12 protein-coding genes are annotated in these 14,187 nt (G+C 63.1%); 1 reads left to right on the top strand and 11 read right to left on the bottom strand.

Annotated elements, in window-relative coordinates; all coding sequences use genetic code 11:
* Nucleotides 1-97: 97 nt before the first annotated feature.
* Nucleotides 98-1,732 carry an ABC transporter substrate-binding protein gene (locus V6L75_RS10905; protein ID WP_425498757.1) on the bottom strand — a complete coding sequence of 545 codons (1,635 nt, stop codon included), beginning with the start codon at nt 1,730-1,732 and terminating at the stop codon, nt 98-100.
* A gap of 130 nt (nt 1,733-1,862) precedes the next feature.
* Complete coding sequence (locus tag V6L75_RS10910; protein ID WP_334251548.1) at nt 1,863-3,395, bottom strand: M81 family metallopeptidase; 1,533 nt, start codon at nt 3,393-3,395, stop codon at nt 1,863-1,865.
* A gap of 137 nt (nt 3,396-3,532) precedes the next feature.
* Between V6L75_RS10910 and V6L75_RS10915 the strand changes: the two genes are divergently transcribed.
* Nucleotides 3,533-4,345, top strand: coding sequence for an IclR family transcriptional regulator (locus V6L75_RS10915; RefSeq protein WP_334251549.1), 813 nt, complete (start codon nt 3,533-3,535; stop codon nt 4,343-4,345).
* A gap of 20 nt (nt 4,346-4,365) precedes the next feature.
* Here the strand turns inward: V6L75_RS10915 and V6L75_RS10920 are convergent, their stop codons facing one another.
* From V6L75_RS10920 to V6L75_RS10960, 9 genes are all read right to left on the bottom strand, one after another.
* Nucleotides 4,366-5,787, bottom strand: a complete 1,422-nt coding sequence (locus V6L75_RS10920) for an amidase (protein ID WP_334251550.1) — start codon at nt 5,785-5,787, stop codon at nt 4,366-4,368.
* Nucleotides 5,788-5,861: 74 nt separating this feature from the next.
* Entirely contained in the window at nt 5,862-6,821 is a 960-nt protein-coding gene (locus tag V6L75_RS10925; RefSeq protein WP_334251551.1) for a LysR family transcriptional regulator, read from the bottom strand.
* A gap of 69 nt (nt 6,822-6,890) precedes the next feature.
* Entirely contained in the window at nt 6,891-7,679 is a 789-nt protein-coding gene (locus V6L75_RS10930) for a putative hydro-lyase (RefSeq protein WP_334251552.1), read from the bottom strand.
* A 15-nt stretch (nt 7,680-7,694) separates the two neighbouring features.
* Nucleotides 7,695-9,068: an amidase gene (locus V6L75_RS10935; RefSeq protein ID WP_334251553.1), complete on the bottom strand. Its 1,374-nt coding sequence runs from the start codon at nt 9,066-9,068 to the stop codon at nt 7,695-7,697.
* A complete protein-coding gene (locus V6L75_RS10940; protein WP_334251554.1) occupies nt 9,068-9,754 on the bottom strand; it encodes a DUF2848 domain-containing protein in 687 nt (228 codons plus the stop codon). Before V6L75_RS10940 ends, V6L75_RS10935 begins: the two co-directional genes overlap by 1 nt.
* Before the next feature lie 43 nt (nt 9,755-9,797).
* Nucleotides 9,798-11,081, bottom strand: a complete 1,284-nt coding sequence (locus tag V6L75_RS10945) for a TRAP transporter large permease (RefSeq protein WP_334251555.1) — start codon at nt 11,079-11,081, stop codon at nt 9,798-9,800.
* Entirely contained in the window at nt 11,078-11,692 is a 615-nt protein-coding gene (locus tag V6L75_RS10950; RefSeq protein ID WP_334251556.1) for a TRAP transporter small permease subunit, read from the bottom strand. Before V6L75_RS10950 ends, V6L75_RS10945 begins: the two co-directional genes overlap by 4 nt.
* An 80-nt stretch (nt 11,693-11,772) precedes the next feature.
* On the bottom strand, nt 11,773-12,819 hold the full coding sequence (locus tag V6L75_RS10955; protein WP_334251557.1) for a TRAP transporter substrate-binding protein: 1,047 nt from the start codon (nt 12,817-12,819) through the stop codon (nt 11,773-11,775).
* A gap of 224 nt (nt 12,820-13,043) precedes the next feature.
* A complete protein-coding gene (locus tag V6L75_RS10960) occupies nt 13,044-13,976 on the bottom strand; it encodes a LysR family transcriptional regulator (protein WP_334251558.1) in 933 nt (310 codons plus the stop codon).
* Nucleotides 13,977-14,187: the final 211 nt, after the last annotated feature.

The following is a 14,187-nucleotide window of genomic DNA, read 5'->3' on the forward strand; positions in this document are numbered from 1 at the left end:
GCGGCGGAGATCCTGTCCTTTTCCAGGCAGGCCCGCCGCTCCCGATGGGCCGGGGCCGCTTCATGCGGTCCCGGCAGCCGTTCAGACGGCGGGAGGATCAGTCTTCCTTCTTCATGTTCCAGAACACCGGCACCGGCGAGCCGATCATGTCCACCAGCTTGACGGAACGCCCCTGCGGGGTGAGGTACTGACCAAGCGGGACGTAGTTCACCACGTCCATGGCATGGACCTGGATCTTCTTCGCCACTTCCAGCTGCTCTTCCGGCGTTCCGGCTGCGATGAAGTCCTTGCGCAGAGCTTCCAGCTTCTCATCCGTCGGCCAGCCGAACCAGGCTGCATTGCCACGGCCGTTGAGCATCGGGTTGATCAGCGGCGAGGCGATTTCCGGCACGGCCCAGTTGGTGAAGAACAGGTTCCAGCCGCCCTCGGACGGCTTGGACTGGCTGGCGCGGCGTGTGACCAGCGTCTGCCAGTCCATCGGCTGCAGGTCCACGGTAAAGCCCGCATCGCGCAGCGCCTGGGCAGCCACCACCGGCTGGGCGGAAATGGCCGGCACGTCGGTCGGCTGCATCAGCACCACGGGCGTGCCGTCGTAACCGGACTCGGCCAGAAGCTTCTTCGCCTCCTCGATGTTGCCGCCGCTGATGAGGCTTTCTGCCCCGGTTTCATCTGCAAGCGGCGTGCCGCAGCCGAACAGCGCACCGCAGATCTTGTAATAGTCCGGGTTGCCAATCAGCGTTGCCAGAACCTGCTCCTGGCTGATCGCCATCATGGCTGCCTTGCGAACCTTCACATTGTCGAAGGGCGGGTAGAGGAAGTTCATACGGCCCATGGTCTGATAGCCGAGCGGATCACGCAGTTCGGACACCACGTCCTCATTGCCATCGAGGAGCGGCAGCAGATCGACAGGCACCTGCTCCATATAGTCGATCTCGCCGGAAGACAGCGCATTCACCGCCGTCTGGGCATCCGGCATGGTGACCCACTTCACCTTGTCCACGTATACCTTCTTGCCGCCGGCCATCCAGCTGGACGGCTCGTCACGCGGCACATAATCGGCGAACTTCTCGTAAGTCACGCTGACGCCGGGCTGGAACTCGGATTCCACGAAACGGAACGGGCCGGAGCCAACGAAGCTCTTGATCGACTCGGACGCCGGGGTTGCCGCAACACTGGCCGGCATGATGAAGGGCGGCAGGGCCGACATTTTCGCCAGCGTCTCGATCAGCGGGCCATAGGGCTGCTTGAGCTTCCAGACGATTGTCTTCGCATCACCTGCCGTCAGGCTGTCGGTCACGTCGAAGATGAGCTGGCCGCCGGAATCCTTCTGCCCCCAGCGCTTCAGGGAGGCAACAGCGTCCTCCGCCGTCACCGGCGCGCCATCGTGGAACTTCAGACCATCGCGCAGCGTGAAGGTGTAGGTCAGCTTGTCATCGGAGATGGTCCAGTCCGCCATCTGCGGCTTGGGCGTAAAGTTCTCGTCTACAGCGATGAGCACATCGTAAATCATATAGGCATGATTGCGCACGATGTGGGCGGTGGTGATGACCGGATCGGTGACACGCAAGCCGGAATGCATCACGGCGGTAATCACCTTTTCCTGCGCCATTGCGCTGCCGGCCAGCAGCGTGCCGGCAACAAGACCGGCGGCAAGGCGGCCAAGGCCCTTCAGGCGGCGCGGGCGGCTCTCAGCCTTCAGTCTGCTTATGACCCCAGTTTCAACACTCAGCATGTTCGTGAACCCCGTCTGGTTGGTTGTGATGATGCTTCGTTGGAGCCCGGCCTGTTTTCCGGCCGGTTGTGATCTGCTCTGCTTCTCCTCCCATCCGCTGTTGCAAGCTGCACAGCGGTATTGCTTCTTGTCAGATGACTGAAACCTCTCCCTTCTTTTCACTGGTCATGAAAGAAGGTCCGCAAGGCGTCAGCCGGATGCCCGGTTTCAGGTTGCGGAAGGGCAGATCGCTGGCATGCAGCGCCATCGGCCCTGGCGAGCGGGCGACGAGAATGGTCTCGGCCACCGGCTCGAAATCGGCACGGAAATGCACCGAACTCTTGTTGACGAGAATGGCCTCCTGCGTTGGTTCAATGCCAACGAAACGGTACATGGACAGATCCGCCATCTGCACCTTGCGGCTGGCAAGAACCACGCGCACGCCGCCAATTGACACACAGGCCGAAAGCCCGAGATCCATATGCGTGTGCCCGAAGAACGGACCTTGCGCCATGAAGCTCCCGTCCGACAGGCGCTCCACCTTGAAGGTACCGGTGAAGGGCTCATCGCCCGCAACACCGGAGCGCCCGCCAAGGGTCAGCGTCACCTCCGCCCCCTCGCCTGCCGCATGCGCCGCCTTGGCCGCCTCCGGATCGACCATCAGGCCAAGCGAGGCACGGGATGCACCGGCCCGCACCAGCGCCGCCAGCATGCCGGCGGTGTTGGAATCTCCGCCCGCTCCGGGATTGTCCTGCGTATCGGCGATGACGACGGGCCGGGAAGCAGAAGCTGCGATCCTGAGCGCTTCAGCTATGGCCTCGTCCGGCTCGTAGGCCCTGCCGTTGAAGGCCGGTTCCGCCGCCATAATATCCCCCACCAGCGCATCTGCCGCCGCATCGGCAGCAGCCTGATCCTCCGCATAGATGATGACGGAAGGGGCGCAATCCTCGAAATCCGCTGCAGGAAACCCGGTCAGAAAGGATGTGCTTGCCACAGCCCCGCCTTCCAGCGCGGCAACACGGGCATAGAGGCTCCTGGCCGGTTCCAGCCCGGTGCATTGCCACGGGATAGGGATGAGGAAGGGCAGCTGGCGGAAGGCCTTGGCATAGCGCTTGCCCGATTGCATCAGCCGGTCGAGCTGCACAGCCGTGCGGTAACCGGTTTCAGCCATGTCTACATGCGGATAGGTGCGGTAGGCGGCGAGAACATCGCTCTCCTCCACCATGCGGGCAGTGACATTGCCGTGCAGGTCAAGGCTGGCAGCGATGGGCAGATCAGGTCCGGCCACCTTGCGCAGGCGGGCGAGGATTTCCCCCTCCCCGTCATCCAGATGCTCACAGACCATGGCGCCATGCAGATCGATGTAAAGCCCGTCGAGCGGCCCTGCAGCAGCAAGCCGCTCGCACAGCTCGCCAAGGATTGTCTCGAAAGCGGCCTTTTCGACATGGGCAGACGGAATGGCGACGGTCCATAGAAGCGGCACCAGCTCCCACCCGGCCTCGCGGGCGTAATCCACGGCTCCGGCAACGCCGATGTTGATGCCGGGGCAGCGGTCAAGAATTTCCTGTCCCCGTGAAATCGGCATGTGACCGCCACCTTCGGCGAAGTGATCGAGCGTTGCACGGGAGGGGGCGAAGGTGTTGGTTTCGTGCAGGAAACCGGCAACTGCCACACGTCTTTTCATCCGTCGTCTCTCCTTGCACCCAATCAGGAAATTTCACGGCTTGTCTCACTGTATCGCCATGCAATACAATTGTATTGAATATGCTGACCCAGTTAACCACTGAGGTCAATGTCAAAACACATGCAATCTGGAGCCTCATGAGCCCAAAATTTTTGCGTTCGATCTTTGGTCCGCCCGTGCGCCAGGACGAGACCTGGGAAGATCCGCTGTTCATCCAGTCGGTTGGCCGGGCCATGCAGGTGTTGTCTGCCTTTCATCAGAGCGAGAAGCCGATGTCGCTGCAGGACCTTGCGGACCAGACCGGCCTCACCCGCAGCGCCGTGCAGAGGCTGGTCTTCACGCTGAAGCATCTGGGCTACGTTACCCGCGATCCCGACGACGCCGGCTATGTTCCGGGCCTGCGCATCCTCGACCATTCGCTCGATTTCCTGCGGCTCAACCCCGTGGTGGTCAAGGCAACGCCCGTGCTGCTGGAACTGCGGCGGCAGGTGCGTGAACGTGTGGACCTCAGCCTGTGGGATGGCTTGCGCCTCGTCTATGCCAGCCGCCTGCAAAGCAAGCGGGAAATCCTGTCCTCGACCATGGTCGGGCACAGCGTGCCGCTGTTCTGCACCTCCGGCGGCTGGGCCATTCTCGCCCGTTTGCCCGAATCCGAATGCGCGGAACTGATTGCCCGCTCCAACCGCGTGCCGGTGACGCCGCAGACGCTCACTGATCCACTTGTTCTGATGGAACGGATCGAAGAGACCAGGCAGAACGGCTATGCCCTTGCGCTGGAGCAGATCCTGACCGGAGAAATCGCTATCGGCGCGGCCATTCTTGGCGCATCCGGACGGCCAGTGGCGGCCATCCACGTCGCGGCATCTCTCGCCGAATGGGAGCCCGAGGATTTTGCCCGTCAGGTGGCGCCGCTGGTGATCCAGGCGGCGCAGACCATCAGCCGGGGCTGAGCAGGACGCCATTCCGCCCTTCACGGCTTCGGCCAGTTGGGGATGCCGCCGGTCCAGCCTTCAAAGGCTTTGGTGACGGACAAGACCCTCAGATCAGCAAAACGCGGGCCAATGATCTGCAGGCCGATGGGCATGCCCGAAACCGAAAAGCCGCAGTTGATCGAACAGGCCGGATTGTCGCCCATGTTCCAGGGCACGGTGAAGGCGATATGCTCGAAAGGCAGCGAGGGATCGTTGGTCGGCCCCGCCCATTCCGCCGGGAAGCTGACCACCGGGTTCACTGGTGAGATGATCAGATCCAGCCCCTGAAACACCTGCGCCGTGGCTTGCCGGATCGCCAGCATCTGGTCAAAGCCTGAAGCGGCCCGCGTGGCAGGCAGATCCTTCGCACCTGCGGCCCAGTCCAGGATGAAGGGCAGGATTTTTGCGCGCCGCTCCGGCGTGTAGGTTTCCATCTGCGCCCAGAAGCGGGCACGCCAGAAGTCATCGAGACCATCCAGCATCTGCCGCGTGAGAATGCCATCCACCGGGATGATCTCTGCGCCTGCGTCCTCGAACCGGCGGGCCGCGGCGAGCACCGCAGTGCGGATCTCTCCATCCACCGGCAACCCGCAGCCGGCATCCAGCATAAGGCCGATTTTCATGCTGCGCACGGATGCGGGCGGCACGTTCCAGTCCAGATCCTGTGGCGGCAGCGACGTGGCATCGCGCCAGTCCGGGCGGCTGATCGTTTCCATCAGCAGCAGGGCATCATCAACCGTTGGCGTCAACGGTCCCGCGCAGCGGCCCGGGTAATAGGGGTAGACCGGCACCCGGCCCTGCGATGGCTTGTAGCCGATGAGGCCGGTCCAGCCGGCCGGGAGACGAATGGAGCCGCCAATGTCAGTCCCGATATGCAGCGGGCCATAGCCTGCCGCGCCCGCCGCTGCCGCGCCCGCGCTGGAACCGCCAGGGTTCTGCGTCAGATCCCAGGGATTGCGCGAAAGATGGTGAAGACTGGAGAGGCCGGAACTCAGCATGCCGAAGTCAGGGCATGTGGTCTTGGCATAGAAGATCGCGCCATCCTCACGCAGCCGTGCCGTCAGTGGCGCATCTTCGGCAGCGGGAGTCATGTCGGCAGCAGCGGTGCCCGTGGTCACCGGATCGCCCTTCATGGCGATGTTGTCCTTGATGCTGACCGGCATGCCATCCAGCGGGCCGATGGGCGCGCCCTTGACCCAGCGGGCTTCGGAGGCTCGCGCTGCCTTCATCGCGTCATCCGGGCGGAAATCGTAGAGCGCACAAACCCTTGGCTCACGATCTTCAATTCTTGCGATAAGTGCCGCCATATACTCGGCAGGCGAAAGAGTGCCCGCCTTGAAGGCCGCCAGCACGCTGCGGGCCGGAAGGGACAGAACCTCGTCTTCCGGGCGCACCCGCTCGTCCGCATCCACCATCGCCATGCCTGCCTCCTGTGCCTGCACATGCCGTCATCCGCATGTCATGGCATCAGGCTGCACGACTTTGCAGCGCACACTCAACGAAGATCTTGAGTGCTCCGTGTTGCGGAAACCGTTGCACTAACAGCCGAAGAAGACCCGAACCTTGAGAGCAGCAAGCGTTCCAGCGAAGCGGCAAAACGGCTGGCGGCGAAACTCAGCTGGCGTTCCGGCGAAAGACTGAGCTGAAGCGCCGTGTCGATGGCGGCGTCTGCGGCCAGTGGACGGGCAGTCAGACTGCCGAGCTCCAGATCGCGGGCCACAGCAATCTCAGGCAGAATCAGGATCGCAGCCCCCAGCCGGGCAAGTTCCTTCTGCACGGTCAGCGAGGCTGTGGTGAAGCTGACGGAAAGCGGATCATGCCCCCCTGCCCGCAGCCGCGCCTCAAGCGCAGCGCGCAGACTGTAGGACGTGTCCGGCACGGCCAGTGCATGACTGGTGAGTGCTGCAAGACCAATGCTTTTCAGCGCGGCAGCCGGATGACCGGGTGCAAGAATGGCCGCATGGCGGACCGGCACACGGACACGCGCCGCGACACGCGGGTCTTCCGGCGAGAACAAGGTCAGCGCCATGTCCGTATCGCCGCGCACGATCGCGCTCATCGCCTCACGCGCCGAGGTCTCCTGCACGGTGACGCGGATCGCCGGAAATTCCTTCGAGAAGGCCGCGAGCGCCGCCGCCAGAATAGAGCCGCCGGTGGCGCCATTCACGTGCACGCTCACCTCGCCCCGGCGCAAGCCCCGCAGGTCGTCAATCGCCTGATTGGCCTGATCAAAGGCGCGGATCGCCGTCTTGAGCCGGGCCGCCACCACTTCGCCCGCCGCTGTAAGCTCAATGCCGCGCGCGCCGCGCTCCACCAGCTGCACGCCGAAATGATATTCGAGATTGTCGAGCTGGCGGCTGATCGCCGTTGGCGTCACGCCAAGGTTCTGGGCGGCCTGCCGGATGGACCGGCAGCGCACCAGTTCGTTGAAATAGGTGATCGCCTGAAGCTGCATTGCGCCCTGTCCTCATATGCTGCCGAGACAGGACACAGGATGGCATGACGGGCGGCGCAATGGCCAGCGTCACATCAGCGAGGCGTTGGGAATGTCAGTCACCAGCATGTGGCCCGGCGCATGGGTGATGCAGAACTCCGGCTTCACACGGGCAATCGCCGCCTGCGGCGTCACCCCGCAGGCCCAGAACACCGGAACCTCTCCCGGCCGCACACTCACCGCATCGCCGTAGTCAGGCCGCGAGAGATCGGAAATACCGATCTGTGCCGGATCGCCGATATGGATCGGGGAGCCATGGGCAGCAGGCAGGCGGGAGGTGATTTCCACTGCACGGACGGCATCCTTCGGGCTCATGGGCCGCATGGAAACAACCACCGGGCCGGAGAAGCGCCCGGCGGGAACCGTCTCGATACTGGTGCGGAACATCGGCACGTTGCAGCCTTCCTCGATATGGCGGATGCCAATGCCTGCCGCCAGCAGCGCTTCTTCAAAGGAGAAGGAGCAGCCGATCAGGAAGGACACCAGATCATCACGCCACCAGTCTTCAACGCTCTGCGGCTCGGCCACCAGCTCGCCCTTCTGCCACACGCGGTAGCGCGGCAGGTCGGTGCGGATGTCGAGATTGCGGCCAAGGGCCGGGATCATCGGATCGCCGGTTTCCGCCACCCCCACCAGTGGGCAAGGCTTGGGATTGCGCTGGCAGAACAAGAGGAAGTCATAGGCCAGATCCTGCGGCAGGATGGCGAGATTGGCCTGAATGAACCCCGGTGCCAGATTGGCAGTCGGACCACACAGGGCGCCAGAGCGGGCAGCCTGGCGCACATCGAAGGGGCGGGTGAGAAGGCTGGTTGCGGTCATGCCGGTATCAATCGTTCATGCGGTGATGGCGGCAAGGGCCGCCTCAATGGAAAGCCCGAGGGCCAGGATCTTGCGGTCCTGCATCTGTGTGCCGGCAATCATCAGCCCCACAGGGGCCTCTCCGGCTGCGTGGCACGGCACCGACAGGGCGCAGCCATCAAGGAAGTTGATCATCGTCGGGTTGCGCAGGATCAGGCCGTTGGCCGCAAAGAAAGCAGCATCATCGGCCTCAAGCGGCGCAATCTCCGGGGCGATCACCGGCACGCTGGGCAGGATCATGGCATCGAACGGGGCGACGCGGGCCTCGACAGCGGCCTGCCAGGCTTTGCGGCTGGCGAGCGTGTCCAGGTAATCCGCCGAGGAAATGTCCCGCCCGCGCAGGATGCGCTGGCGCACCCGCTGATCATAGCTGTCACCGGCCTTTTCGATCAGCGCCCGGTGCCAGTGCCAGGCTTCGGCAGCTATAAGCCCGCCCTTGGCATTGATCGTGGCAAGCTGCGCAAATTCAGGGATCTCGATTTCCGTGATCAGCGCCCCAGCGGCTTCCAGCACCTTGCGGGCGCGGGCGAAGGCGGCGCTGACGGTTTCGTCCATGTCCGACAGCACAACGGTTGTGGGAACGGCAAGGCGGACGCCGGCGAGCGGCAGGGCTGCGGGCACATCCTCGCCGCTGCCGGAGAGCACCGCGTCGATGACGGCACAGCAGGCAACGCTGCGGGCAATCGGGCCGATGGAGTCGAGCGAGGTGGACAGCGGCACCACGCCTTCGGCAGGCACGCGGCGGGCGGTCGGCTTGAAGCCGGTCAGCCCGCAAAGCGCTGCAGGAATGCGGATGGAGCCGCCCGTGTCCGTGCCGATGGCTGCCAGAGCCATGCCATCGGTGACGGACACCGCAGCACCGGAAGACGAGCCGCCGGGGATGCGCCCCGCGGCGCGGTCATAGGCATTGCGCGGTGTGCCGTAGTGCGGGTTGATGCCAAGACCTGAGAAGGCAAACTCGCTCATGTTGGTGGTGCCGGTGATGACAGCACCTGCCGCCACCAGCCGCGCCACCACGGGGCAGTCTGCGGTCTCAGCTTCGGCATCCTTGAGCGCGATACTGCCTGCGAGTGACACCTCTCCGGCAATGCCGAAGAGGTCCTTCACTGAAATGGGCAGCCCTTCGAGGGGCGAGCGCACATGCCCGGCAGCACGCACGGCATCCGAGGCCTCCGCCAGCTTGCGGGCGCGGGCATCATTGCGCCGCACGAAGGCACGCGCCCCCTCGCCTGCCGGATCATTGATGCGCGCCAGCGCCTCATCCGTCAGGCTGGTGGAGGTCACGGTTCCCTTCGCCAGAGCCTCAGCTGCGGCGGCAAGGGTCAGACGGGAGGTCTCGGAGGTTGTCATCAGGCGATTTCCGGCAAGGTTTCGATGGAGTAGCTGTGCGCAATGGTCCGGTTCAGGACCGGATCATGCAACTCCATTCTGAAGGTTTTTGACGGGCGGATGCCGCCGATGGCTCCCACCGTGCCGCAGACCATGCCGGAGCCCGGCTCCAGCATGTCATTGCCGCCGGAGTAGCCAGCGATCAGGTCCTGAGGGCTGCGCAGGGAAGCAAGCGTGCCTTCCTGATAAAGCACTTCCGCACCATTCTCCTCGATGAAGGAGCGGATGATCAGCTGGTCCCAATGCGGGGCAACTTCTGCGAAAGGCCAGGCGCGGGAGGCCACCGGCTTGGCGCAGATCTGCTTGGACAGGGCGACGCTGTGGGATTCCAGCTTGCGGTCGGTGTGGTCCGAAGCGATGGAGACGAACATCTCGTCACCTGCACGGAACACGAAGGTTTCCACTTCGCCCGATGTCTCCTCGCCGACCACCTGGATGGTGTCCGCCTGCACCAGCGAGTTGTCGGAGCAGCGGTAATAGAGCGGCACGGTGCTGGGACGCGGTACGCCAATGGCGGCCAGTTCCTCGATGTGATGCTCGATGGCGTGGATGTCGCGCCCGGCCCAGCCGGCAACGATGAGGTCAGTGATGCTTACCTCAAGGCTCGACGGGCCCTTGAGGGTTTCAACGGTGAAGGACAGTTTCATGTGTCTTGTATCCGGATGGAATGGCCGTTTTACCGGGGAGCCGTCAGCCGGCCAGCCCCGGCAGGTAAAGGGCGATTGACGGGAAGAGCGCGAGCAGGACGATCAGCACGCCCATCGCCAGCACGAATGGCAGGCTGCCGAGGATCACCGGCCCCATGGAGCCGCTCTTGCGCAGGCTGTGCACCACGAAGAGGTTGAGCCCCACCGGCGGCGTGATCAGGGCGGCTTCCACCAGCACGATGATCAGGATGCCCACCCACAGCGGATCAAAGCCGAGAGCAAAGAGGATCGGCGTCACGATCGGGATGGTGGTGATCATGATCGACAGGGATTCCATGAAGCAGCCGAGGATCAGGTAGAAGATCACGACAACCGCAATCATCTGCATCGGCGACAGGCCAAGCCCCTTGATCGAGCTGGTGATGGCATCGGTGATGCCGGCCGCCGACATGATGAAGTTGAGAAAGCCTGAGGCGATGATGATCAGCAGGATCATCGCCGAGGATTTCATCGTGCCCTCGATGGCGGTGGCCAGCATGGGGAGCGTCAGCCGGCGGAAGCAGGCGGCAAGGATCAGCGCTCCCAACACGCCCAGCGCGGCAGCTTCCGTCGGGGTGGCGATGCCTGCGTAGATGGAGCCGACGACCAAAACAAAGATGCCCAGCGGCGGTGCCAGATGCACGAGGCTGGCAAGGCGTGCGCCCCAAGTGCCCTTGACCCGCTCTCCGCCCCAGCGCGGAACCAGAATGCAGCCGGCGATGATCGTCAGCATGAACAAGCCCGTGAGCACGAGACCCGGCAGAATGCCCGCCAGATAGAGCTTGGGCACGGACGTATTCGTCAGCACGCCATAGAGCACCATGTTGATCGACGGAGGAATGAGAATGCCCAGCGTGCCGCCGGCCGCAATGCTCCCGAGGAACAGGGGCTCGTTGTAGCCATATCGCCGGATCTGCGGGATGGCGACGGTGCCGACCGTGGCAGCCGTGGCGACACTTGAACCGGATGTTGCCGCGAACAGGGCCGAAGCACCGATATTGGCATGCATCAGGCCGCCGGGCAGCCAGGAGAGCCACAGGCTCATGGCGCCGTACATGCGCTCGGCAAATCCGGCGCGCAACAGGATTTCACCCAGCAGGATGAACAGCGGAATGGCGACGAGCAGAAACTCGTTGTTCGTGCTCCAGGCCATTTCACCCATGGCCCGCGTCAGCGGCAGCATGGAATAGAGCGGGTCCAGAATGAGCCCCAGCACGCCCAGCGCCGCAGCGACGGGAACGGACAGGCCGATGAGGACCAGAAGAATGATGAGCGTTGTGGCGATCACTTGCGCTCTCCCTGAATGAGGCGTTCGCCCTGAGCTGCTTCTTCCTCGGCCTCCTCCTTGGTGGAGCGCATACCGGCCACCAGCTTCACCGTCTCGATGTCACCGGTGACGAGTGCGACGGAGGAGCGGATCAGCATCAGCGCAAGAATGAGGCACATGAAGACAAGGCCGCCGAACCACAGGCCCTGCGGCAGGGCAAGCGGCGTTCCAAGCGGCGTATTGGCGCGCGAACCGTAAATCCATGACTGGGCGACCACATCATAGGCGTAAAAGGTGAGATAACCGATGAAGACGCCCATGCAGACCAGCGAAAGCCAGTCGAGCAGCGCCGAAACGCGCACCGGCAGATACTGGTAGAGCACATCCACCCGCACATTCGCCCGCTGCATCACGCCATAGGCGAGTGACCACGACGTACTGATGGCGAAGGCATAACTGGACAGCTCGTCCGAACCGCCGATGGTGATGCCGAACAGCTTGCGGACGATCACGTCATAGGAAATCAGCAAGACGCTGGCGATGGTCAGCGCTCCACTCACCAGAACGGCATAGCGCGCCGCAGTGTTGGCAAAGCGGTAGGCACCCGCAAGGACGGGGAGAGATCCGGACATACCCATGTCTCACGGCTCCAATCAAAAAGGGACAGGGCGAAGCCTCGGCAAATGTGAGGCCCCGCCCTGTCAGTCTGCCATTACTTGGCTGCAGTCAGATTCATTTCCTTGCCAATGGTGGCATTGAAATCAGCAACGCAATCATCCGAGCAGCGAGCGGCCCACTGCGGCAGGATCTTGGTCTTCAGTGTTTCGGCCAGAAGCGCCTTGTCCTCATCAGACGGCACCACCAGCTTCATCTTGCCCTTGACCTCAAGCGTGCAGGATGCTGCGCCTGTGTTGCAGTCAAAGCCCTGCTGCGTCTGCGCATCGGCTGCGGCCCAGATGTCATCCATCAGCGTGTTCATGTTCTCCTGGATGAAGGCCTGCACCTTGGGGTCCAGCTTGTCCCAGGCACCCTGGTTCACGCCGTGGATCTGCTGGTTCCAGTTGATCGGCAGAGCCAGAAGGTGGGTGGAGACTTCATACCACTTGGCCGAATAGCCGGAGAGCGAGCCGGTGATGGCGCAGTCCACCACCTTGTTCTGCAGGGCCGGAACCACTTCGCCGAAGGCCATGGTCACGCTGGCGCCGCCAAAGGCTTCCACGAACTCGGCCTGCGTGCGGCTGGAGGTGCGCACCTTCTTGCCGGCCAGATCCTTGAGGCTGTTGATCTCGGCGTTGCAGAACAGCACCTGCGCCGGATAGGTGGAGATGCCCAGCAGCTTCACGCGCGAGCCTTCGCCATAGAACTTCTCGTAGACCGGCTCGAAGGCAGCGGTCACCTTGCGGGCCGTCTGCACGTCAGGTGCCAGCCCCGGCAGATCGATGGCTTCGTTGATCGGATTGTCCGAAGCGAAATAGGACAGGGTTGCGGTGCCGAACTCGATGGCCCCCTGAGACATCAGGCGCATCAGTTCCGGGCCCTTCACGCCCATCTCATTGAAGCCCTTGATGGTGGCCGTCACCTGGCCGCCGGACTTCTCCGGGATCGTCTTTTCCCAGAACGGCTGCTCGAACTGCTGATAGGCTGTCAGGTTGCTGAGGCCGCCAACGACATGCAGTTCCGTCTTCGGCAGGTCCTGCGCGAAAGCGGAGAGCGAGGTGGAGGCGGCAAGGAATGCGGTCGTGAGGGTAAGGAGTTTCATGCTGCGGTCCCTTTTGCTGTATTCCGTCACAGCACCGCACACAAGAAGCAGCTGGTTTCACCTGAGATATAAAAACAGGGCAAGCCTGTTCTGCATCACCGGATGATTTACACGTCCAGTCTGTTCCCTTGCATGCAGCTTATAGCGCTGTCTTGCCCGCTATAGAACGATGACGGAAACCCGGCTGTCCAATCGTATGTTTGGAAGCGTGATATAAATTTTATTTATGCCTCAGCTTCAATTCCAGGCATTTGCACAGTTTCTGTGCCTGCCTCGCCCGCAGCCACCTGCTGCGCCATCCGGGCAATTACCCGGGCGGCATAACTGTCGGGCCCGTCGATCCAGGTGGCGGTGAAATTCAGGTCCTGCAGCGGGTCTGCGATCACGTCGAGGATTTCCAGTTCTCCCCGCTCCAGTTCGGCGCCAAGGAAGATGGGCGTGATCACTGCCGTGCCGATGCCATCCTGCACCATGCGCACGATCATCGACAGGGATGCACAGCCATACATGCGTGGTGACGGCACCCCTTCCCGCCGCAGCATGTCGCGCACCTGCCGGTAGGGCGCACTGTTGGAAGCATAGGTGATGACCGGCAAGCGGGTCACCTGCTCCAGCGTCAAGGGCCGGGGCCCGAGATCCAGTCCGGCCTTGGCCACCCAGGACAGCGGATAGGTGCAGAGCGGACGGTTCTCCATCCGCGCCTCCAGCACCGGCCCCATCATGAAGGCGAGGTTGAGCCGCCGGCTCATCAGATGCGCCTTCAGCATCTCACTGCTGTCCACCTCGATCTCCAGCGTCAGCGCCGGATAGGCGCTGTGTACTTCGGCAATGAGGCGCGGCAGCCATGTCTGCACAATCGTCTCCGCCACGCCGATGTGAAAGCTGCCGCTCATGGTGGTCTGGTCGCGGGCGGCCTGAATGATATCATTGCGCGCCTGCATCATCCGTTCGGCGTGGGCCAGAAGCTCATGCCCCTTGGCGGTGAGGCGCACACCACGTGCCGCCCTGTCAAACAGCCGCACGCCCAGCGCGCCTTCCAGCGAGGCAATACGCTGGGAAACAGCCGGCTGGGTGGTGCCAAGCTTCTCGGAAGCAGCCCGCAAGCTGCCAAGAGCCGCTGCCCAGAAAAAGGTTTCGATGTTGCGCAGATCAATCACGGTATGGCCCAGGGAGGAAAGGAGACCGGCATGATACTCCCTGCGCCCGTGTGATCCTACTGCGGATCGGGCAATTCCACCGTATGCGCCTATTGCCCCTCCCCTGAAAGATGCCAGCAGGCTGCGGTCTGCAGCCCATCAAAAAAACCGCATCGCAGGAAGCGATGCGGTTCTGGAGTTAGCGGGATACGCGATGGGTCTGCATTTCCCT

Source organism: Pannonibacter anstelovis (assembly GCF_036881715.1).
Taxonomy (GTDB): domain Bacteria; phylum Pseudomonadota; class Alphaproteobacteria; order Rhizobiales; family Stappiaceae; genus Pannonibacter; species Pannonibacter anstelovis.

Excerpts from the sequence above, each read along its gene's own strand:
- V6L75_RS10955 (WP_334251557.1), bottom strand. The coding sequence starts at position 12,819 with ATGAAACTCCTTACCCTCACGACCGCATTCCTTGCCGCCTCCACCTCG.
- V6L75_RS10950 (WP_334251556.1), bottom strand. The coding sequence starts at position 11,692 with ATGTCCGGATCTCTCCCCGTCCTTGCGGGTGCCTACCGCTTTGCCAAC.
- V6L75_RS10935 (WP_334251553.1), bottom strand. The coding sequence starts at position 9,068 with ATGACAACCTCCGAGACCTCCCGTCTGACCCTTGCCGCCGCAGCTGAG.
- V6L75_RS10905 (WP_425498757.1), bottom strand. The coding sequence starts at position 1,732 with ATGCTGAGTGTTGAAACTGGGGTCATAAGCAGACTGAAGGCTGAGAGC.
- V6L75_RS10910 (WP_334251548.1), bottom strand. The coding sequence starts at position 3,395 with ATGAAAAGACGTGTGGCAGTTGCCGGTTTCCTGCACGAAACCAACACC.
- V6L75_RS10940 (WP_334251554.1), bottom strand. The coding sequence starts at position 9,754 with ATGAAACTGTCCTTCACCGTTGAAACCCTCAAGGGCCCGTCGAGCCTT.
- V6L75_RS10915 (WP_334251549.1), top strand. The coding sequence starts at position 3,533 with ATGAGCCCAAAATTTTTGCGTTCGATCTTTGGTCCGCCCGTGCGCCAG.
- V6L75_RS10930 (WP_334251552.1), bottom strand. The coding sequence starts at position 7,679 with ATGACCGCAACCAGCCTTCTCACCCGCCCCTTCGATGTGCGCCAGGCT.
- V6L75_RS10920 (WP_334251550.1), bottom strand. The coding sequence starts at position 5,787 with ATGGCGATGGTGGATGCGGACGAGCGGGTGCGCCCGGAAGACGAGGTT.
- V6L75_RS10925 (WP_334251551.1), bottom strand. The coding sequence starts at position 6,821 with ATGCAGCTTCAGGCGATCACCTATTTCAACGAACTGGTGCGCTGCCGG.